The 22,469-nt window shown below is 36.3% G+C and carries 17 protein-coding genes and 1 tRNA gene; 7 read left to right on the top strand and 11 right to left on the bottom strand.

Features of this window, described 5'->3' with window-relative positions:
• Positions 1 to 72 precede the first annotated feature (72 nt).
• On the bottom strand, positions 73 to 2,841 hold the full coding sequence (locus tag KMW28_RS17595; RefSeq protein ID WP_169662942.1) for a TonB-dependent receptor: 2,769 nt from the start codon (positions 2,839 to 2,841) through the stop codon (positions 73 to 75).
• A 238-nt stretch (positions 2,842 to 3,079) separates the two neighbouring features.
• On the opposite strand from KMW28_RS17595, the gene KMW28_RS17600 reads away from it, so the two are divergent.
• The 3 genes from KMW28_RS17600 to priA all read left to right on the top strand — a co-directional run bounded on the left by KMW28_RS17600 (position 3,080) and on the right by priA (position 7,455).
• Positions 3,080 to 3,850 (top strand): peptidylprolyl isomerase, encoded by a 771-nt coding sequence (locus KMW28_RS17600; protein WP_169662943.1) that lies wholly within the window; start codon positions 3,080 to 3,082, stop codon positions 3,848 to 3,850.
• 417 nt (positions 3,851 to 4,267) lie between these two features.
• Entirely contained in the window at positions 4,268 to 4,942 is a 675-nt protein-coding gene (gene tsaB / locus KMW28_RS17605) for a tRNA (adenosine(37)-N6)-threonylcarbamoyltransferase complex dimerization subunit type 1 TsaB (protein ID WP_169662944.1), read from the top strand.
• A gap of 29 nt (positions 4,943 to 4,971) precedes the next feature.
• Entirely contained in the window at positions 4,972 to 7,455 is a 2,484-nt protein-coding gene (priA, locus tag KMW28_RS17610; protein ID WP_169662945.1) for a replication restart helicase PriA, read from the top strand.
• Between the two features lie 102 nt (positions 7,456 to 7,557).
• Here the strand turns inward: priA and KMW28_RS17615 are convergent, their stop codons facing one another.
• The 10 genes from KMW28_RS17615 to ccoS all read right to left on the bottom strand — a co-directional run bounded on the left by KMW28_RS17615 (position 7,558) and on the right by ccoS (position 18,120).
• Positions 7,558 to 10,704, bottom strand: a complete 3,147-nt coding sequence (locus tag KMW28_RS17615) for a M4 family metallopeptidase (RefSeq protein WP_169662946.1) — start codon at positions 10,702 to 10,704, stop codon at positions 7,558 to 7,560.
• A 398-nt stretch (positions 10,705 to 11,102) separates the two neighbouring features.
• Complete coding sequence (locus tag KMW28_RS17620; protein ID WP_066212324.1) at positions 11,103 to 11,312, bottom strand: cysteine-rich CWC family protein; 210 nt, start codon at positions 11,310 to 11,312, stop codon at positions 11,103 to 11,105.
• A 174-nt stretch (positions 11,313 to 11,486) separates the two neighbouring features.
• Complete coding sequence (locus KMW28_RS17625; RefSeq protein ID WP_169662947.1) at positions 11,487 to 12,197, bottom strand: sulfite exporter TauE/SafE family protein; 711 nt, start codon at positions 12,195 to 12,197, stop codon at positions 11,487 to 11,489.
• Positions 12,198 to 12,217: 20 nt separating this feature from the next.
• Complete coding sequence (locus KMW28_RS17630; RefSeq protein ID WP_169662948.1) at positions 12,218 to 12,658, bottom strand: FixH family protein; 441 nt, start codon at positions 12,656 to 12,658, stop codon at positions 12,218 to 12,220.
• 1 nt (position 12,659) lies between these two features.
• On the bottom strand, positions 12,660 to 14,258 hold the full coding sequence (locus tag KMW28_RS17635) for a 4Fe-4S dicluster domain-containing protein (RefSeq protein WP_169662949.1): 1,599 nt from the start codon (positions 14,256 to 14,258) through the stop codon (positions 12,660 to 12,662).
• A gap of 169 nt (positions 14,259 to 14,427) precedes the next feature.
• Positions 14,428 to 15,309 carry a cbb3-type cytochrome c oxidase N-terminal domain-containing protein gene (locus tag KMW28_RS17640; protein WP_240972570.1) on the bottom strand — a complete coding sequence of 294 codons (882 nt, stop codon included), beginning with the start codon at positions 15,307 to 15,309 and terminating at the stop codon, positions 14,428 to 14,430.
• Between the two features lie 35 nt (positions 15,310 to 15,344).
• Entirely contained in the window at positions 15,345 to 15,587 is a 243-nt protein-coding gene (locus tag KMW28_RS17645; protein WP_066212317.1) for a hypothetical protein, read from the bottom strand.
• Positions 15,574 to 15,771 carry a hypothetical protein gene (locus KMW28_RS17650; protein WP_066212315.1) on the bottom strand — a complete coding sequence of 66 codons (198 nt, stop codon included), beginning with the start codon at positions 15,769 to 15,771 and terminating at the stop codon, positions 15,574 to 15,576. Before KMW28_RS17650 ends, KMW28_RS17645 begins: the two co-directional genes overlap by 14 nt.
• 50 nt (positions 15,772 to 15,821) lie before the next feature.
• Positions 15,822 to 17,984, bottom strand: coding sequence for a cytochrome-c oxidase, cbb3-type subunit I (gene ccoN / locus KMW28_RS17655; RefSeq protein ID WP_169662950.1), 2,163 nt, complete (start codon positions 17,982 to 17,984; stop codon positions 15,822 to 15,824).
• Entirely contained in the window at positions 17,935 to 18,120 is a 186-nt protein-coding gene (gene ccoS / locus KMW28_RS17660) for a cbb3-type cytochrome oxidase assembly protein CcoS (RefSeq protein WP_066212311.1), read from the bottom strand. Before ccoS ends, ccoN begins: the two co-directional genes overlap by 50 nt.
• A gap of 499 nt (positions 18,121 to 18,619) precedes the next feature.
• Between ccoS and KMW28_RS17665 the strand changes: the two genes are divergently transcribed.
• The 4 genes from KMW28_RS17665 (at position 18,620) to truA (ending at position 22,334) form a co-directional block, all read left to right on the top strand.
• Positions 18,620 to 19,462, top strand: coding sequence for an endonuclease/exonuclease/phosphatase family protein (locus KMW28_RS17665; protein ID WP_169662951.1), 843 nt, complete (start codon positions 18,620 to 18,622; stop codon positions 19,460 to 19,462).
• A gap of 86 nt (positions 19,463 to 19,548) precedes the next feature.
• On the top strand, positions 19,549 to 21,195 hold the full coding sequence (locus KMW28_RS17670) for a dipeptidyl-peptidase 3 family protein (RefSeq protein WP_169662952.1): 1,647 nt from the start codon (positions 19,549 to 19,551) through the stop codon (positions 21,193 to 21,195).
• Between the two features lie 210 nt (positions 21,196 to 21,405).
• Positions 21,406 to 21,478 (top strand) — tRNA-Trp (locus KMW28_RS17675).
• A gap of 94 nt (positions 21,479 to 21,572) precedes the next feature.
• On the top strand, positions 21,573 to 22,334 hold the full coding sequence (gene truA / locus KMW28_RS17680; RefSeq protein WP_169662953.1) for a tRNA pseudouridine(38-40) synthase TruA: 762 nt from the start codon (positions 21,573 to 21,575) through the stop codon (positions 22,332 to 22,334).
• Positions 22,335 to 22,469 lie beyond the last annotated feature (135 nt).

The raw sequence follows: 22,469 nt of genomic DNA on the forward strand, positions 1-22,469 counted from the left end.
TTTACCGCGTATTAAAAAGATTAATTTTTAGAGGGTTGGGATTTTTCCAACCCTCTTTTGTTTTTTGTTGGTTTAGAAACTGTATGTGAAACTAATTTTAGCCTCTACACCTCGTTTATAAGTTTCAACGACACCAGTTGTACCGTTTGTAAACTCTTGTTCTAAAGTGATATCTGGGTTCAACAAGTTTTTCATTGTTAAGTTCAATCCCATTTTCTCACCGATTCTATTCTTCCAAATGAAGTTCAACGTTCCGTAAGATCTTTCGTAAATATCACCTGCACCTTGAGCACCAGCTGCTGCTAAACGATCTCCAAATGTGTTATAAGTAACAGTGAAGATTGAAGTTACATTATCAGAGAATAAGTTCGCTTCGTGTGATGCATCAATGTTGATCATGTATGGAGAAGCTCCGAACATTGCTCTCTTTTTATTAGTGAACAAGCCTTCTGCATTTGATAAATCAGTTTCTGAAGTAAGTAACGTTAAGTTGGCACCTACTGTAGATCTGTTTAACCAATCTCCACCATTTTGGAATACATTTGATAACCTCTTGTTTACCTCAACTTCAATACCTGCAACAAAAGACTCACCTGCGTTTACATATTCAAACTCTGTAATTGCTGATGCTTTCGTGACTAATTCGATTGAGTTTTCGATTTTCTTACCAAATACACCAACTGAGAATAATTCACCACTGTTAGGGAAAATCTCATATTTCAAGTCAATGTTTGTTACTTGAGAGCTTTCTAGATCCGGGTTACCTACGATTTTCTGACCGTTAGCGTAAGTAAAACGGAATGGAATCAACTCTGACATCAATGGACGAATTAACGTTTGTGATGCTGCGAAACGAACATTTGATTTTTCGTTTACTGTATATTTTAAACCAAGTGATGGTAAAATATTATCTGTTTCTTTAGTGTTAATGATGTCTGGAGCATTTGGATCAGTTGTGTTTTCTTGCTTGTAAACCACTTCTTGATATCCTTTCTCATAACGAGCTCCAACATTCATTTTTAATTTTGATGGTACAATATCAAAACCATAATCAGCGTAGAAAGCGTTTACATTCTGAGTTGCTGAGAATTTTGTATCGTATCTAACGATTGGCTTATACTCTACAGATCCGTCTTCGAATGCATCATTCAATCCTGATTGAGGATCGTTGATATCTAACCTTGGTGCTCTACCTACAATACTTAATGTCGACATCCACCATTCGAAATCTCTTTGTTTAAAGAAAGAGTTATAACCAACAGAAATATTATGTCTATAAGTATCATTATTGTCGTTGTACTCACCAAATCCATAAGATGTTGCTAATTTGAAAGAATACGTATCCTCGTTCATATCAGACCAGAATCTATGTGAATCATCTGGAGCGTTAGCAAATAATCTACCTGAAGCGATATCACCTTCTGCATCATAATCTAAATCTCTGTAAGTAATCTGACGTCTATCAGGCTCTTGTGCATTTGATTTAGAATAACCACCACCCCAAGTTAATTTCAAACGATCATTCACACCGAATTTATGATCACCTACCAATTGGTGGATGTTTACAGTAGATTGTTCGTAAGTATTACGTGTTCTGAATACTGGCTCAGTTCTACCTAATTCTTCGTGCTTACCAAATAACTCTAAGTTTGAGTTAGAAGATTGGTTAATGAAGAAGTTATTGAAACTAACTGAGTTTTTATCGTTAATCTTAAAGAATAAGTTACCCATAGCAGTTGTCTTTGTGCTATACTCATATTCTTTAGAATCATATGCGTTAATTGTACTACCTTCTGCTCTGTATGTGTTTTTTACACCTTCGTAGATATTGTACTTATTATCGAATGAACCCGCAGCTATAAAACCTAAAGCCATTCCATTGTCGAACTCATAAAGATTACCACCAGATAATTTAACACCAATATTTGGCATTGCATTAATTGTTGATGGAGTATATGAGTTGTTGTAAGCATCAGGAACTTGTCTATCGTTCATCTCAGCTGGCAATGCTCTACCGTTTCCTGAGAAACCTAAGAATTCTGAATCACCATCTTGGAAAGTTCTAAATTCTTGTCCAGTTGCTTGAGTATTGTAAGCACCTGATAAACCTACATTAAAGAATCCTTCTTCAGGGTAATCTTTTGTTACTACGTCTACTGTAGCTCCTGCAAAGTCACCATAAAGAGCTGGATTAAATGTTTTATTGATATCGATGTTTCTTACGATATCTGAAGAAAATAAACCTAAGTCGATTACTTTCTTACCTGGATCTGTTGATGGAACTACTAAACCATTCACAGTTGCATTGTTATAACGGTCTCCTAAACCTCTAACAAACAAACCTTTTGATTCAACTTTTGTAATACCAGTAACATTTGTCACGGCATCTTCCACATCAGAAATTCCTTTAACAGACATTTCTTCAGCACCAATTGCTTGGATCATTACGTCTGCTTTTTGTCTTTCTACCATCAATGCTCCAGCAGATTCTGTGTTGGCCTTACCAACAATCTCTACTGCTTCTAATTCTTGAGCATCAATTGCAAGAGTTAAGTTTAATACAGTTTCTTGTCCCTCTACAACTGTAATCTCTTGCGTTGTTTTTTTGTATCCAATAAACGATGCAATCACATTGTACGTTCCTGCAGGAGCAGTAAATTGGAAATTACCAAATACATCTGATGATGCACCTGTTGTTGTTCCTTCTAGAGAAACACTTGCCCCGATAACCTCTTCACCGGTATCGGCATCTTTTACAGTACCTTTTACGATTCCCTTTTGCGCAAAAGTAGCTGCAGTAGTTAATAAGATGATAGCGAACGAAATAAGATATTTGTTCATTGTTAAATTAAATTCAATACTAAAACGTGTTACCAAATCACAGGTGCAAATGTATAGGGCGTTTGTTTTGTATTAATATCTAAATCTTAAACTATCTGTTAATTAAATTACCTTTAAAATTAACTCAATGTTACATAATTTGTGAAAATGTGTTATAAACAAAGAATAGAATCTTATCGGATTGTATTTTTTTTGCGATTCCGTAGTTTTGAGTAAAGATTTTAAACAAATAACTCTAATGTTAAGAAAAAGCCAACTTCAAATTTTACTACTACTTCTTGGAATTTTCATTTTAGGATGTGAATCGAAAAAAAGCGACAAATTTCAGGAACAAGAGTACGTAAAGAAAAAGGTAGTGAAGCGAACGATGCCTGAACTCAACGATGATAATGCCATTGAAGAGCTCACATGGTACGGTGAAGAAAACCAAGATTCCATCGTTTTATTATCGACTCGTTTAGGTGATATCAAAATCAAGCTATATAAAGATACTTGGAGACATCGCTCTTCTTTTATCATGTTAACCAAAAGAGGCTACTTTAATAACTCTGAGTTTTACAGAGTCGTACCTCAATTCATCGCCCAAGGAGGAGATACCGATGATCCAAAATTTAGAAAGAAAAAGAGATCATTCGGCAAATACCATTTACCCAACGAAATTTATCCTCAGAAACACATCCATAAAAGAGGTGCAGTTGCTGCGGCTAGAGAATACGATAATAACCCAAAAAGAGAATCAACACCATTCGACTTCTTTATCGTTCAAGGATATCCTGTCACCGACAATGAATTGGCGGCCTCTGAACAAGAAAACGGAGTGAAGTACAATGCCCAACAAAGAAAAATCTATAAAAAAATTGGTGGCACCCCTCACTTAGATGGCATGCACACCGTATTTGGAGAAGTAATAGAAGGTATGGACGTAGTGGATAAGATCTGTGCGGAGAAAACGGAAGGGGAATGGCCGTTGGAGATTGTGACGATACAAGCGAAAACAGTTATAAATTAAAAGTTAAAAATGAAAAATGAAAAACGTGAAATGTTACTCTAACGTGGAAGAGGGAAACTGTGTTCCATATGATTTTAGCTTTTACGTGAGAAATTAGAAGTTAGGAACTAGGAGTTAGGAGTTACCGAATTTACGCTCCTACCGTAAACACTAAAGCAACAACTTGTGGCATATTTAGATGGAGTGTAATCCACTTTAAAAATCACTTTTCACTCCTAAATTCCCGCGTTAGCTTAACTAACCACGTTTTTCATTTTTAACTTTTCATTTTTCATTTCCCCCAGCGGCAGCTGGAAGTAAAATATTTCTTAACCTATAGCCTCCTTATTAAATAGTATTTTTAATTTTACATTAGAGTGATGTATTCGCTCTTTTGTTTAATCAAGAACTTCATTGTTCTTTTTGATATTGAACTCCATGATTTTAAGTATAGATACTTCTACCACTGTTTGTTCGGTGGCATTACATACATTAGAAGGGGAACTGACCTCTTACTACGAACAACATATTGATAAATCGCACTCAGAATATCTGGCGGTGATGATCAAAAACTTGGTAGAGAATGCCAACTTGAAGATGAGCGACCTTAAAGGGGTGGCTGTTTCCGAAGGTCCGGGTTCTTATACAGGATTGAGAATTGGGGCGTCAACAGCAAAAGGTATTTGTTATACTTTGGATATTCCTTTAATGGGGATTAGTACTTTGGAGTCGATGGCACTTCAGGTGAGCGAATATGCTGAAGAAGGTGATATGATCTGCCCAATGTTGGATGCCCGAAGAATGGAAGTGTATACTGCTTTATATACTAAAGGTATGGAGGAGTTACTTTCGCCTCAACCAAAAATTATGGACGAAGAAAGTTTCAATGATGTGGAAGCTCGATTAGTCTATTTTGGTAATGGTGCTGAAAAATGTCTTCCTTTATTAGAAAACAGAAGTTCTAAGATAATTAAAGGTATTGTTCCTTCGGCCAAATATATTGGTGAGTTGGCTTTAGAAGAATATAAAAAAGAAGCTTTTAAAGATGTGGCTTATTGGGAGCCTGAATACTTAAAAGAATTCCAAGCAACTACTCCGAGAAAACGACTGTAGTTTTTTATTCATCCGTTTATAATGCTTCTATGAAATTTGCCGAGGTCTTATTACCTGTACCTATTCCAAAAAGTTTTTGCTATGCTATTCCACCTCAATTAGATCTTGAATTGGTGGTGGGACATCGTGTGCTTGTAGAATTTGGAAATAGAAAAATGTACACGGGTATTGTCTCGGAGATTCATCAAAAAGTACCGGAGAAATACGATCCTAAACCTATATTAGAAGTACTGGAGGTAGAACCTAGTGTCCTGCCTTCTCAGATAAAACTTTGGCAATGGGTGGCCGACTATTATATGTGTTCTATTGGCGAAGTCCTCAATGTAGCACTCCCATCAGGACTTAAACTAAGTAGTCAGTCATTTTTACAGATCCATCCTCATTTTATCGTCGAAGAAAATCTTGAGCGTTTGAACGATCGGGAATTTACTTTGATGAGCTATTTAGAGAAAGAACAAACCATTCCTTACACCCAAGTGGGTGAGATTCTGGAAATCAAGAGCCCTTATAAAACTATCAAGAATTTGATAGAAATGGAGGCTATTCTCTTGATAGAAAAAATTAAGGAAAAGTATAAACCTAAAATGGAAAAGAGGTTGAGGTTGGTGCAATACTATGCTGAACAACCTCATCTCGTAGACAAGCTTTTCGAACATCTAGCCAAAAAAACAAAACAAGAAGATGCACTTCTAAAGTACCTTTCTTTGGTGCCTATTCATGATGATCACCTTTTAAATTATCATGGGGTAAACAAAAGAGAGTTTCTTCATGTTGGTCGTCCCCTATCCCCTAGTTCGGTGGGAACAATGACCAAAAACGGCATATTTGAAGAGTTCGAAAGACAAGTTCCTCGATTTGAACTATCCGCAGCTGATAAAGTTCAACCTACACCAGTCTTATCTCCTGCTCAACAGGAATGTTTGGAAAAAACGATTCATGGTTTAAATGAAAAGAATGTCTGTTTGCTTCATGGTGTTACCGGAAGTGGAAAAACAGAAATCTATCTTCAGTTAATCAAAAGTGTTATTGATAATGGAGAACAGGCTTTATTCCTTATTCCTGAAATTGCTTTAACAAGTCAATTAGTAAGGCGATTGAAAGTCTATTTTGGTGACGTATTAGGGATTTATCACTCCAAATTTTCTGATAATGAAAGAGTAGAAACGTGGAAAGGCGTTCAAGAAGATCAATTTCAAGTCATTGTGGGAACAAGATCATCTATATTCTTACCCTTCACCGATCTTTCTTTAATTATTGTCGATGAAGAACACGATAGTTCATACAAAGCACACGACCCTGCCCCACGTTATCAAGGTAGAGATTTGGCTTTGGTATTGGCACATATGCATCATGCAAAAGTAGTTTTGGGATCAGCTACTCCTTCTTTGGAATCCTATTATTTGGCGGCTAAGAAAAAGTATGCTTATGCAGGGCTTCATGAACGTTTTGGAGATGCTCAATTGCCAGAAATCAAAATCATAGATATAAAAGAGAAGCGGAAGCAGAAGAAAATGATGGACGATTTTTCTGATGATCTGCTTCATGAACTCAATAATAATACAGAACAAGGCTATCAATCAATCTTATTCCAAAATAGAAGAGGTTATTCCCCTTACGTAACATGTGATGTATGTAATTGGGTGCCTTCTTGTCCAAGTTGTAATGTAAAACTCACTTATCATATTTATAGAAATGAGCTGAGATGCCATTATTGTGGACATAAAGAACACGTTCCTCATACTTGTGTTTCTTGTGGTTCTACCAATATGAAGACAGTAGGGTTGGGAACTCAGAAAATTGAGGAAGGATTAAAAACGCATTTAACTGATATTCGTGTGGGGCGTTTAGATCTGGATACCACGAGAAGAAAACATAGCTACGAACAAATACTCACTGATTTCGAAGAAGGCCACATTGATGTACTGGTAGGTACTCAGATGGTGACCAAAGGATTAGACTTCGGAAATGTACGATTAGTTGGTATTATTGATGCCGATTCTATGTTGTATTACCCCGACTTTAGAGCCCATGAAAGAGCCTTTCAATTACTTACACAGGTAAGTGGACGAGCAGGGCGTAGAGGAGAAACCGGAACTGTTATCTTACAAACCCATCAACCCAAAGAAACACTTTTTGCTAAAGTCGCTCGAAACGATTATCGCAATTTCTTTAGAAAAGAAATTAAGGATAGGGAACAATACCATTACCCACCTTACACGAGATTAATCAAATTAACTGTTCGAAGTGAGAAGCAAGATTTAACCAATCAAGCATCAGAAAAATTAGCTCGACTATTGGTCAATTGGTTAGGACAAAAACGTATCCTGGGACCTCAAGAACCAGGTATCAATAAAATTAGAAATTACTTCCTCTCAGAAATTCTGATCAAGTTAGAAAGAGAAGGAATAGACCTGAAAAAGGCAAAAGGGCTTATCCAAAAAGCCATTCTTCAACAAAAAGAAGAAAAGGCATTTAGTAGAGTTTGGGTGAGTATTGATGTAGATCCTCAATAAAAATAAAAGCTGCCCCAAAATTCAGGACAGCTTTGCTATTATTTGATTGTCTATCTAATTCTAATTGCTAGATGTTTTTGAGTTCAAAGAACTCTGATTTAATTACTCTACAATAAACTTCTTGGTCTGAGACTCTAATTCATTGTTGATTTTAATTAAATACAACCCTTTTTTAAGTTGATCAATTGGAACTACAGTTTTCGATTGATCTACCGGAATTGAAAGGATATTTTGTCCGTTGATGCTATAAATATTCATCACGCCATTCCCTACAAAAGTTTTAGCATCAATATTTATCAGAGTACTTGATGGATTTGGATAGATACTAAAATCCCTTGATAAGATATCATTGTCTAATGGCATTGCAGATATCAACTCTCTACCATAAGAAACTAAAGGAGCATTTATACTTGGAGAAGAAGTGATATTCACTAAATAATCTTCCACTTCACCGTAAGTAAATGTTTCACAAGGTGTAGATACGGATCCATACTTCATTGAAACTCTCATTCGGGTAGTTCCTAAAGAAGCTGTAGCAGGAATCGTTTGGGTCGATGTTAAAGTACCCGCACTACTTGATGATCCTTGTACAAAAAGTTCGTTAGCATCTTCGAAATCACCATCTCTGTTATAGTCAATCCAAATTGACCAATAAACAGTGTAAAGAGTATTATTATATCCAGCACTAAACGTGATGGTCTCACTTGCTCCTCTTGTAATTGTACCTGCAGAAAGATTGGTGTAATCACCATATCCTCCATCTTTTGAAGAAGAATTATTTAATCCTCCTACATTTACATTATCAATCCAGAAGTAAAAATCGTTGCTACCTGTAGACGAACAATATGATGTTGGAACACCTCCTCCTGATGATAAAGTAGTAAAGGAAACGATTGAAGAAAAGGCTGATGAGCCAGATGAACAGTTGGATGCCACCTGAAGATCATAAGACGTATTTTCCGTTAAACCCGTAAAAGACGCACTTGGATTGGTAGCCGTATAATCGCTCCAAGTTCCACCACTTTCTCTTAATCTTATTGTAAAATCGTTGGCTGCGGAAACATTATTCCAAGAAACGTCCACAGTTGAAGCTGTAATATTACTTACAGATAATCCTGTTGGCACATCACATACTTGAGGAGTTCCGCTATTTGAGATAATTACTTCATAATCCTCAACTTCACCATAACTAAATGTTTCACAGACAGTTTGAGTTCCATTATACTTCATAGACACTCTCATCTTAGTGGTAACATCACCTACTGTGGATGGAACTGTAATGCTTCCTGTTTGAGTTGTTTGACTTAAACCACCTGCATCAAAAGCTAATTCGTTGGCATCGTCAAAATCTCCATCACCGTTATAATCAATCCATATTTTCCAATATTCATTATAAGCTGTATTAGAAAAACCAGGTGATAATGAAACATTGTAGGTACTTCCCGCAGACATTGTTACAGATTTAGAAGAAGAAAAATCGTTATACCCTCCATTGGTTCCTGTAGTGTTTATCATATCACCAACAGTAACATTGGCAATCCATTCATAAGAGGCATCCGATCCTGCAGAAGAACAATAAGAAATCGTACCAAATTCACTTCCAACGCCAACAGCATACCATGCATTCGTTGTTTGCACTACTTCGTTAGAACCTGCTCCGTATAAATCTATAGCCGATTGAATAGAAAACGTTCTTGCATCAGCAAAAGTAGAAGTCGAAGTTAGGTAAACTGCCTCTGTACGATAGGCAATTTTAGCCGATTTTTCTATACCTATTGCTGAAACTGAGTAACTGCTTCCGATATCATTTGTACCATTTTTCCCAACTGTAAGAATATAAAACCAATGGTTTAATACGCCACTATTGGTATGTACTCCACAGTAATCATTATTTCTGGTAGGTGTTCCGCAGTTGGGATTTTGCCAATAAGAACCTCCATAAGTATCGGGTTGATTCTCAGAATTTGGATCACTCATCGAACGTAGTGCCTGACTCGTGGACCTTCTTTCAATATCCTCTCCGATTAACCAAATATCTTTTTCTGGAGCAGCAAAAGCTTCAACACAAGCGGCCCAAATATCAGAAAACCCTTCATTTAAAGCTCCAGATTCTCTTTGATAAACAAGATTAGCCGTTGTTTCACAGATAGCATGTCCTATTTCATGAGCAGCAACGTCTAAAGAAGTTAATGCGTCAAAATAAGTATCACTCCCATCTCCATAAGTCATTACTGATCCATTCCAGAATGCATTATCATAGGCATTATCAAAATGAACGTAACTTTTAATTTTAGCTCCGTTTCCATCCCAACTATCTCTGTTGTGTTCTGAAATAAAATAATCGTAAGTCATTTGTGCCCCCCAATGTGCATCAAATGCTGCATTATCTTTTTGAGCATTATTCCACTCTCCAGAAGTCCAATTATTATCACTGTCTACAAAATCTACAGCAGAGTTGTAGTTGGTACCAGTATTCATATCATACGTTTCAATACCACTGCCCCTAGTATAATCACGTAAACGATAACTACCGTTATAAGAATCTGTCTTCGAACTTTTTGAACCTGAATAGCGAGTCGCCAAAGTTCCATTCGCTTCTGCATGTTTTATAATCGGGTTGATATGAACCACTTTACCCGTAATAGCATCGATATAAATAAAAGACCTACTTAGGGGTTGTTCAGCATAGATATCAAACTTATATGCCAGCACAGGTTTCATTTTAAGTTCACGTTCTGTGGCTTCGTAATTTGGAACGATCACTAACTCTGCATTCGGATAGAATGTCGTTTGTTTTCCATTTGACATTTTTGAAGCCATTTCTTCTTGATTTGCAAGTTGCCACATATACTTTGATGCACCAACATGTTTTACGGCAAGACTCAAGGCTTCTTCTTCAGATATACTTGCTTCTACCGAAGGTATATCAATTTGTTTTACATAGTGAACAATTGAAAGAGGAGTTGTTCCCTTGAAGTTTAAGGTGTAACCTCCGTATTCAACTTTCACATTTTGATAATACTCTTGAAAACGACGATGGCTAATTCCAAGGTCGTCAACTTTCGTATCGATTTGTTTAAAAACAACGGGGGGTGTCAATTGTAGTTGTTGTCGTAATACGCTTTCAGTTTGTTGAAGAGAGATGTTTTTTCTTTGATTTGAATTGTCTTCAAAATTAATGAATTCTTGAGCATAGGAATTCATCATGGTGATCCCAATCAGGATCAGCATCATTAATTGCTTTTTCATTATTTATTTAAGTCAGTTATTGAATTGGTCTCACTATGTGAGCAATTTAAGGTTCTAGCAATCAGATAGAATGTCGTATAATAGCATTACAAAGATATCGAAGAAAATTTCACTTATACAAGTTTATAATAACATGCCAAATAGTCGCAAACAGCTATATCTTTATATAATCCAACTTTAAGATTATGCAATAGTTCAGAAAAATGTAAGGAATTTTGTTGAAACAAATGGGGGAATTTATGATGTTAATTTCACTTTAAGTACATTGTTATGCGTAATTAAGACATCATAATCTTTTAAATGTAACTATAGATTGTGCAATGATTTTTTTTCAAAAAAATAAAGTCACAAGATACTGAATCCGTGACTTTTGTAGATATATAAAGTTTCGATGTTAATTACTTACTAAATACTTCTTCTTTCCTGTATTGGATTTGAAGTTCCAACATGCATGATGCACAAAGGCAATCATCATATTCTTTTCTCATTCTCTGAGTTTCCTCATAGGTCATTTTTACCTCGTAGCATTGACATTGAGTGATGTTCCCGACTTTACATTCAAAATCTTTTTTACAACGCTGGCAAGTTTTGATTTCGTGTGAAGGCATTTTCGTCTAATTTAAATTGAAAAACAGGTTCTCGATAAATTGTTGTGTCAATAAAATGCAGGTGTCAATTGTTTCTTAAATATACGATATTATCTATACATTTCTGTTAAGTCTCCTAACAAGATTATACAAAACAAGATAATTTGGTATCCTTTATCAATTGTTACAAATAGATTAATGACACTTCATTTCTACCTGTTCCATTGGCTTTTCGGCCAACTCTTTAGAAGATTCATGAATGTTATAAGCACGCATCATCAACAATGCACCCATCGCTAAAAAAAGAACAGGATATATCTTCTTCACTTTGGACCTTACCTTAGCTTCTAGGAACTGACCAGCTACAGCCACGCCAAACATCATAGGAATTGTACCCATTCCGAATGCAATCATGTAACTCATTCCTTCAAAGGCATTTCCTGTAGATAATGCAGCAATCATTGCCATGTACACCAACCCACATGGTAAAAAGCCATTCAATACACCTATGGTAAAGAAGTTATACCATTTAGCGTCCCTCATAAATTTACCTAGCTGCTTTCTAATCCATTGGAACCAACCACCCAAGAAAGGCACCATGTTTAGCAACTTATCTGGATTGATGGCAAAAATTCCAAAGGCAATCATCATAACAGCTAAAAATACTGTTAGATATACCTGATACCCTACCAACCAAGATAAACCATGGCCAATAAGACCCGCAATTGCTCCCAAGAAGCCATAGGTCATTGCCCTACCTAAATTGTAAAGAAGTCTGTCTAAGAAAAGTTTAGGTCCGCTTGTTTGACCTCCTTGAATCGCTAACGCAATAGGACCGCACATACCTAAACAGTGGAAACTGCCTGCAAAGCCTAGTCCTAATGCCGTTAAATATAACTCGTTCATATCCTATGTATTAATTGATCTTAAATGACCAAAGACTTTTCATATAGGTAGTCTACACCTTTAGAAGTGAAGGTTAATTTGATGATCCAACGTCCTTTCACCATACGGCTAGCATCAATCGCTTGTGCATTAGCCTCGTTTAATTTTAATGGTGCATTAAAGTCTAAACGACTATCTGATGGACGAAAGAAACGAATGTTCCCTTCTATATCTTGAATATCCTGTGGCAAAATGAAATCGATATTACCATCTGCCTTATTTAATGTGATGATTGGCTCAGCAGACAACAACTTGATATTGTCTTTTTGTCGTTGCTGCACCTCATACAATTGTTCCTCGGCATAATATTGTTTGGAAACCATATTTACCGGTACTTGAAACATTTTGATGACCATTGAAATAATAAATACACCAAAAATAACAAATACTACTACAACACTTTTCCCCCAATGTACTTTCATCTTAATTACGCTTTTTAGCTGGCCCCATAAAATTGGTCGATACCTCGTCAATTATCTGGTCACCATTCATTATTTGAAGTTTTATTTCATTCTTTCTTCCATCCAATTCACTTGGTGGAATTTCAATAAAGAAAGCACCGTCGAGCTTTCCTTCTTGTTTCAATATCATTTGACCACCTGCAATAGTGATTTTACCTTCTCGCTCAACCAACTTCACCGATAAGTCGTTATAATCTACATTGCTTTTATTGATGATATTTAAAGTATATAAATTTCTAATATCACCATTATCGGCTTTTTGATACAACATGCCTGGAGCTCTTAAAACCGTAGTTTCTATATCGTTTCTTGTCGTTAAAGCAAATACTACTGCCACCACCAATATGGTTAATACAGCTGTATAAGCTTTTATTCTTGTGGTAAACTTAAATGGTTTTCCTTTTTCGATATCATTAGCTGAGGCAAAACGGATAAGTCCTCTTGGCTTATCAATCTTATCCATTACTTCATCACAAGCATCGATACAAGCAGTACAGTTTACACATTCCAATTGAGTACCATTTCTGATATCAATACCGGTAGGACAAACGTGTACACAAAGTTTACAATCGATACAATCACCTTGAGGTTGTTCTTCAGAAGCAGAGGCATTCACATCTGCTAATGTCATTTTTCTAACTTCCTCTTCTTTTGGCTTTTCTTCCTTCTTAATCTCAGGAAGTGGTGCAGGTGTTGGTCGTTTTGGCTTTACTCTACTCACAATCGGCTTTACTGCTTCTTGTTGAGATCCACAACCTCCACATCCAGATGTTGCTCTCTTCTGTTTCTTAAGTTTTCCTCTTGGTTCACCCCTAACGTGATCATAAGAAATTACGATGGAATCTTTATCCAAAAATACACCTTGCAAACGTCCGTAAGGACAAACTTGAGTACATGCTTGTTCTCTGAATTTTGCAAAAACGAAATAGAAGATCCCTGCAAAGCCAATATGTGCCAAAAAGACTGGCCAGTTTTCAGCAGGTTTATTTTTCACCATATGAATCAGTTCATCTCCTCCTACGATATAACCTAAAACCATATTGGCTATGGCTAAAGAGAAAACGATAAAAATGGTATGCTTAGAAATCTTTTTAATGTATTTCTCCCTTGTCCAAGGGCCATTATCCAATTTTCTTTTCTGATTCGCATCTCCCTCAATCCAATATTCGATTCTTCTAAAGATCATTTCCATAAAAACGGTCTGAGGACAGGTCCATCCACACCATACACGTCCATAAACTACCGTAAACAATACGATAAATATGACGAGGGAAATCATGATCAATACAAAAATGAAGAAGTCTTGAGGAACAAAAAGTTGTCCGAAAATGACAAACTTTCTTTCTAGAATATTCATCATAAAGAAAGGCTGTCCGTTGATCTTAAGGAAAGGTCCAACAAAAAAGAAGGCTACTAAAATGTAGGCTACCCACTTTCTTGCATTATAATATCTCCCACTTGGCTTCTTTGGGTAAAGCCAAATCCTTTTACCTTGTGAATCTACAGTAGATATACTGTCTCTGAATGAATCCGGCGATTGGGAGTGTAAATCCTTTCTCATGATCAGACGTGCTTATTTATGATGAAGATCTTTATCCAATAGTCTTTTCTATTGGTTAGGTTTTATATCATCAATTTACACAATATTCTTATATATGATGATATATTGATATTTAATAAAGACAAAAAGGGTAATCTAAATAGACTACCCTCTTCTATATTAAAATGTTTTATTCTGCAGCTACTTTATCACCTTGAGGTGCTTTAGCGTTCGGAGGGTTAGTTCCTTGTAAGCTCAAAATATAACTAGATACTTGCGACATTTGTTGAGGAGTCAACTTAGATTCCCAAGCCAACATACCTTTCTCCGTCACACCGTATTTAATTGTTTTGAAAATACTTGCAACATCACCACCGTGCAACCAGTATTCGTCAGTTAGGTTTGGACCTACACCACCCTCACCGGCACCACCGTGACAAGCTTTACAGTTACCATCAAATACTTTTTTACCAGCTGATAAATCGCCAGCATCAGTAGAAACGGCAACGTTAGTTTCATCAATTGAATTTGCCATAGTTGCTAAGTAGGCTTTCTTAGCTGCTTCTGCATCTTCCATTGTTTGGTGATATTCTGCAATAGATACAGGTTCTGCATCCGACTCTGCCCACCAGTGATAAACACCTAAATAAACAAAACCACTCAAGATACAGATGTAGAACATTGCTTTCCACCAAGGTGGAAGATCGTTATCTAATTCTTGGATACCATCGTAATTGTGGTCCATTAAGATATCTTTTTCCAATGCCATTGGCTTGGCACCTTGAAGCTTTTGCCAGAAGAATTGCCACCAGCCAGTTTCTCCAGCTTTTTCGAATGCTAATTCTTCTTCTGTTTTAGGCATTGATTGTAAGCTTTGTCTTACAACATAAAGTAAACCTAAAGCAACGATCATTATTGCAATGAAAAGTAATCCTAAGATGGTTACTAGAATAAACAACAATGTATCGAAATTATCCACACCGTAGATCAGTTGATCTCCGGCAGCGAATGCTGAATGACCTGTAAGTGCCATCAGTACCATCGCCATTATTTTTTTATTTGCAGATTTCATGTTTCAAATAGTTTGAAAATCAATACAAGTAACAGTTATTGATTTGTTTGTTTTTTTGTCACAACCACTGTATAAAACACCAAAGCCAATACTAGGAAGATCAAGAAAAATACTACGATAGCAAATCCTAATAATGTAATTGCCCACTCGCTAGCATTCATAGAGTTTAGCATACTCTGTGTACCAGATTGAGCGAATGCGCCTGAAGCGTTGAATAAAATCATGCCTAGGATCATCACCATAGACATTAAATGTTTCGAAAGTCTACTTAAATTCATTTGTGCTGTTATTTTCGGTGTCTTCATCAAGATCTAAAGGCATACTAGATAGTTCTGCTACTTCATCTTTTTTCATACTGAAAGCATAAATACTCCAGGCAACGAAAAAAGTGAAAAAGATAAGTATTCCAATCACTGGAAATATCTCAACATCTTCTATAGATCTTAGTACATCTTTATACATAACAAGGGTTGATTTGGAAGGTGACTCTTACAAGCCACCTTCACTATAAATTATTTTAAAGGAACACTTGATGCTTTACCAGCGTCGATACCTAATCTTTGTAGGTAAGCAATTAGTGCTACGATTTCTTTTCTAGAATCAGTTTCAGAACCGTCATTGATTAAGCTTTCAACGATTTCGTCAGCTTGCTTATCAAGGTCTGCCACTGCTTTGTCCTCATAACCTTCTTCGTATGGAACACCCAAGTTTCTCATTAATGAGATTTGAGCAGGAACATCATCAACATTGATGTCGTCGTCCAATAACCAAGGGTAAGATGGCATGATAGAACCTGGTGACATTGAACCTGGATCTAACATGTGGTTGTAGTGCCATGAATCTGGATACTTACCACCAACTCTTGCTAAATCTGGACCAGTACGTTTCGATCCCCATTGGAATGGATGATCATAAACAAACTCACCAGACTTAGAATAATCGCCATAACGTTCAGTTTCCGAACGGAAAGGACGAATCATTTGAGAGTGACATAAGTAACATCCTTCACGGATATAGATATCACGACCTTTTAATTCTAGTGGGGTGTAAGGTTGAACAGTAGAGATCGTTGGTGTATTTGATTTCACAAAATACGTAGGTAAGAATTCTACCAAACCACCAATTGAGATAGCAATTAATGAGAAGATCGTCATTTGAATTGGACGAGCCTCGATCCATTCGTGCCATCTTTTTATCTTATGACCACCTTGTAATGCTGGAGCAGAAGCTTCTTCTTCTTTCAATAAAGAACCAGAAGCAGCAGTCATGTAGTAGTTGTAAACGGCTACTAAAGCACCAACAACATACAATAGACCACCAAAAGCTCTAAGCTCATACATGTGGATAATTTGTGTAACTGTTTCTAAGAAGTTAGGATACTTCAAGAATCCTTCTGGAGTAAAGTCTTTCCACATTAATGACTGTGTAAGACCTGCCCAATACATTGGAATTACATAGAATACAATACCTAATGTACCTAACCAGAAGTGAACGTTCGCCAATTTAAGCGAGTGTAATTTTGTTCTGTACATTTTCGGGAACAACCAGTATAACATACCGAATGTTAAGAAACCGTTCCATCCTAATGCACCAACGTGAACGTGAGCAATTGTCCAGTCAGTATAGTGAGTAATTGCGTTTACGTTTTTGAAAGACAACATTGGACCTTCAAAAGTAGCCATACCATAAGCAGTAAGTGCTACTACCATAAACTTCAATACTGGTTCTGTACGCACTTTGTCCCAAACACCTCTAAGTGTCAATAGACCGTTCAACATACCACCCCATGATGGAGCAATCAACATTACTGAGAATACAGTACCTAATGATTGTGCCCAGTCGGGTAATGCAGTATATAATAAGTGGTGAGGACCTGCCCAAATGTAGATAAAGATTAATGACCAGAAGTGGATAATCGATAATCTATATGAGTATACCGGACGATTCGCTGCTTTAGGAACGAAGTAGTACATTAAACCTAAGTAAGGAGTAGTTAAGAAGAATGCTACTGCATTGTGACCATACCACCACTGAACTAAGGCGTCTTGTACACCTGCAAACACAGAGTAAGAGTTGAATAACGATAAAGGTAAAGCTAAAGAGTTTACAATATGAAGTACCGCTACAGTAACGAAAGTGGCAATGTAGAACCAAATTGCTACGTATAAGTGGCGTTCACGACGTTTGATCATCGTCATGATCATATTTAAACCAAATACTACCCAGATTACTGCAATTGCAATATCAATTGGCCATTCTAATTCTGCATATTCTTTACCTTGAGTAAAACCTAAAGGAAGAGTAATTAAAGCGGAAAGAATAATCAATTGCCATCCCCAGAAATGTATCTTACCAAGTAGGTCGCTGTACATTCTAGCTTTTAACAATCGAGGTAATGAGTAATAGATACCTGCAAACATACCGTTACCTACGAAAGCGAAGATAACTGCATTTGTATGAAGCGGTCTAAGTCTACCAAATGTTAACCAGGCTTGTTCGCCTATATTAAAGATAGGGTTTGCGAGTTGTAATGCTACTAAAAGTCCCACTACCATACCGGCTACCCCCCAAAACATTGTCGCGATTGCGAAATTCTTTACAATCACGTTATCGTACGAGAAATGCTCAAGATTGCTCGTCGTCTCCGGTTTGTGTTGCTGTTCTTTGTCGATCATCGTCTTCGAATAATATTCGGATGCTTGGAGTGTAAGTATCTTCGTACTGATTGGACTTTACAGACCAGATAAACACACCTAAAAAGATTAAGGCGACTACCAGACTAATTCCTATCAATACTATGATTGCACTCATGGATATATAAAATGTATAAAATAAAAGAGTTCTAATATTATTACGCAAAGATAATTGTCATTTCAACGGGTGCAACATGACGGATGTCAATAGTTTTTACTGACTTTGATCATCATTTTCAATTGTGTTCATTTAGTGATGGGTGTTTACTAAACAAAGTAGTTATGTCCTACCGTTTATTTCATTTAACTTATGCGTATCTCTACATAAAACTAAAAATTTACATTAATTAAAAAAGTGATTAATCGCATCTTTAGGTTTTTTATCTTTGTATATGATTAGATTTTTTGGAATATCACTTATTCTCCTAATATTAATAGGCCTATTACCTGCAAATATCTTCCCTCTAGCGTTTGTAATATCACTTGGAACGCCTATCTATTTGCTACTTTTGGTTGTTTCGACTTTGATTGAATTATTTCAACAAAAAAGACATTTTAAAAAGTTTTTTTTATTGTATATAACTGTTATTATCTGTAAATCAGACCTTTCTTTATTAATGAATATTAGTTCACAAAAGGAAGCTGATTTCTCTGTAATGAGTTATAATGTCTCTGTTTTTAACACCTATCAGTATCTAAATCAAGATTATAAAGAATCGAAAGGAATGATTGACTGGATTCTAAAGGATGATACTGACATTTACTGTTTTCAGGAATATTATAATTGTGATACTTTATTAAAAAAGTCTAACCCTGACAGTTTATTTCAACTCAACCGTAAGCTAACTGATATCAAAAAACTACATGTTTATGCACCTCCTTTTCTTACCAATCATATAGGGGCCACTTTTGGTTTAGGGATCGCATCTAAGTTTCCAATTATCGACCAAGGGTACTTAAAGTTTAATAAAAAAGTGAGTGGAGTAACCAATGGAATTATATGGGTGGATGTTGTCAATGATTCATCAGACACTTTAAGAATTGTCAATTTCCATTTGCAATCCCTAGCTATTGATAACGGAAATAAGACCAACGAATCCTTTATTGAAAAGGGAATCAATATCTTTAAAAAAGTATATCATTCGTCATTAAAAAGAGAAGAGCAAGTAGCCCAATTAAATAGCTTGATAAAAAACTGCAAATACCCTTATATTTTATGTGGAGATGCCAACTCTTTACCATATAGTAATGCTTACTTTAACCTAAAAAAATATACGAAAGATTCTCATTTCACAGGAGATTACGGTTGGTCGTTTACGCACAGGGACTTACCTATTAGAATAGATTACACTTTTTTTGATCATCAAAGACTAGAAAACACCCATACAGAAGTACTTAAATCCAATACGTATTCTGATCATCTTCCTTTAAAAAGTTATTTTAAGTGGGTTTCTGAATAGATTTATCCTCAATTTATTGATCACTGACTACGCAACGTTTACTTTTACGGTCATAAATTATTTATCTAACCATAAATAAAAACGAAATGAAAAAAACAATCCTGATAGCAGGTTTGGCCATGGGAGCTACATTGTTTAGTGGATGTTCCCAAGAACAAAAGAAAGAAGAGAAAAAAGTAGTTACCGTTCCAAAGGTGAGCAATTTGGTAGATTATACGGACTTCACACTTACTTCAGACATCAAGCATTTAGATAAAAACCAGCGTTTGATGATCAAAAAAATGATCGAGGTAAGTAAGATTATGGATAACCTTTTCTGGAAACAGGCTTACGGCGATAAAGAATCATTTATTTCATCTTTAAAAACTGATGAATTAAAAAGATATGCTGAGGTAAACTACGGTCCATGGGATAGGCTTCAAGATAATAAACCATTTATTGATGGTATCTCTAAGAAACCAATTGGAGCGAATTTCTATCCTCAAGATATGACCAAGGAGGAGTTCAACGCACTTAGTAATCAAGATAAAAATAGTCTATATACTGTTATTAGAAGGGATGTTAGAGGCGAACTAAAAGTAGTACCTTACTCGAAGGAGTATAGAATCGAATTAGAAAAAGCGTCTAGCCTTTTAATGGAATGTTCTGATTTAGCGAAAGACCCTGGTTTAAAGAAATACCTTAAATTAAGAGCAAACGCTTTCTTATCGAACGATTACCTTGCTTCTGATATGGCTTGGATGGACATGAAAGAAAATCCAATCGATTTTGTGGTGGGTCCTATCGAAAACTACGAAGACAAATTATTTGGTTATAAAACCTCTTTTGAAGCTTATGTCTTAATCAAAGATATGGAGTGGTCGAAGAAATTAGCAAAATTTGCTTCTTTCCTACCTGAACTTCAAAAAGGACTTCCTTGTGAGCGTAAATACAAAATCGAAACTCCAGGTACCGACTCTCAGTTAAACGCCTACGATGTGGTGTACTATGCTGGTGATTGTAATGCTGGTTCAAAAACAATTGCGATCAACCTTCCTAATGACGAAAGAGTGCAGGAACAAAAAGGGTCAAGAAGATTGCAATTGAAAAACGCCATGCGTGCGAAGTACGAAAAAATTCTAGTTCCTATTTCAGAAGTATTGATCGATCCTTCTCAAAGAAAACACATTACTTTCGATGCATTCTTTGCTAACACTATGTTCCATGAAGTGGCACACGGGTTGGGTATCAAAGAAACAATTAATGGAAAAGGTACTGTAAGAAAAGCGCTAAAAGAACATGCTTCAGCTTTAGAAGAAGGAAAAGCAGATATCTTGGGTCTATACATGGTTTCTCAACTTCATAAAAAAGGAGAAATTAAAGGTAACATGAAAGACTACTACACTACTTTCCTTGCTGGTATCTTCCGTTCGGTACGTTTTGGTGCAGCATCAGCACACGGTGTAGCAAACATGATCCGTTTCAATTTCTTTAAAGAACATGGTGCTTTTGAATACGACGAAGCTTCGGGATTCTATAAAGTGAATTATCCTAAAATGGAACAAGCAATGAACGACCTTTCTGCAATCATTCTAAAACTTCAAGGTGATGGTGATTACGAAGGTGTTTCTAAACTTGTACAAGAAAAAGGTAAGATTACACTAGATCTTCAGAAAGATCTTGATAAGATTGATGATGCAAACATCCCTACTGATGTCATCTTCAACCAAGGTGTAGAAGTTTTAGGACTATAATACTTTTGTATTTTTAGAAGTCATTTGATGTAAAACATCGACTGAAGGCTGATTTAAGAGATAAATTCCAATAAAATGAATTTTCTTTTACATCAGCCTTCTTTTTTTTAGGCTCATAATGAATACCTTAAAGTGTATTTGATTTTTTTTATTGATCCGTATTTGCATAAAAAAGATCTACCTATTAATATTGCAACGTCTTAAAGACACACGGGCATAGCTCAGCTGGTAGAGTTACGGTCTCCAAAACCGCAGGTCGTGGGTTCGAATCCTACTGCCCGTGCTAACCGCAAAATCTTAACAGGTTTTGCGGTTTTTTTTTATCAAAATTTTAAATTGATCTCGAAAACCATTTTTGATCATCAAACAGTAGTATAATGAGATATTTTGTTGAAATCGCTTACCTAGGTACCAACTATCACGGATGGCAAGTACAACCAAATGCCACTACCGTACAAGGCGAGTTGGATTTTGTCCTCAGCAAATTATTACGTCAAGAAATAAATACTATTGGAAGCGGTCGTACAGATACCGGCGTTCACTGTGCACAACAATACGCTCAATTTGATCATCCCGATGATTTAAATGGCAAAAACATTCTTCACCGAATCAATTCATTTTTACCTAATGATATTGCCGTAAAAAGCCTTTGGGAGGTAAAAGAAGATGCACACGCACGATTTGATGCCACTAAAAGAAGTTACCGCTACGATATTTGTCTTGAAAAATCCCCTTTCAAACAAGGTCTCGTTTGGCAATACTTCAGAAAACCTGATTTTGATAAACTTCAAGAAGCTGCCAAAGTACTTTTAGAATTCGAAGATTTCACTGCCTTCTCTAAAATGCACGCCGATGTAAATACCCATATTTGCGATATCATGTCGACACATTGGACCAAAGAAGGAAATAACCTTTCTTTCCACATCACCGCTAACCGTTTCCTTCGAGGGATGATCCGTATTATCGTAGGCAACATGATGGAAGTGGGCATGGGTAGAATGACTGTGGACTACATGAGAGAAACACTCGCATTAAAAGATAGAAAAAGAGCCGCAAAACATCTGGCTCCAGGTCAGGGACTGTTTTTGTCTGAGGTGATTTATCCTGAAGAGACGTTCGTTAGGGAAATTAGGGATTAGGTAGCAGGTAGCAGGTAGCAGGTAGCAGGTAGCAGGTAGCAGGTAGCAAAATTAACGCTTGTTTTTAATTAGAAATTAGGAGGGAGAAATTAGGAGTTACTAAATTGACGCTCGTTATTTTTTAGGTAATAACTA

It is taken from the genome of Flammeovirga yaeyamensis, from assembly GCF_018736045.1.
GTDB classification, from domain to species: domain Bacteria; phylum Bacteroidota; class Bacteroidia; order Cytophagales; family Flammeovirgaceae; genus Flammeovirga; species Flammeovirga yaeyamensis.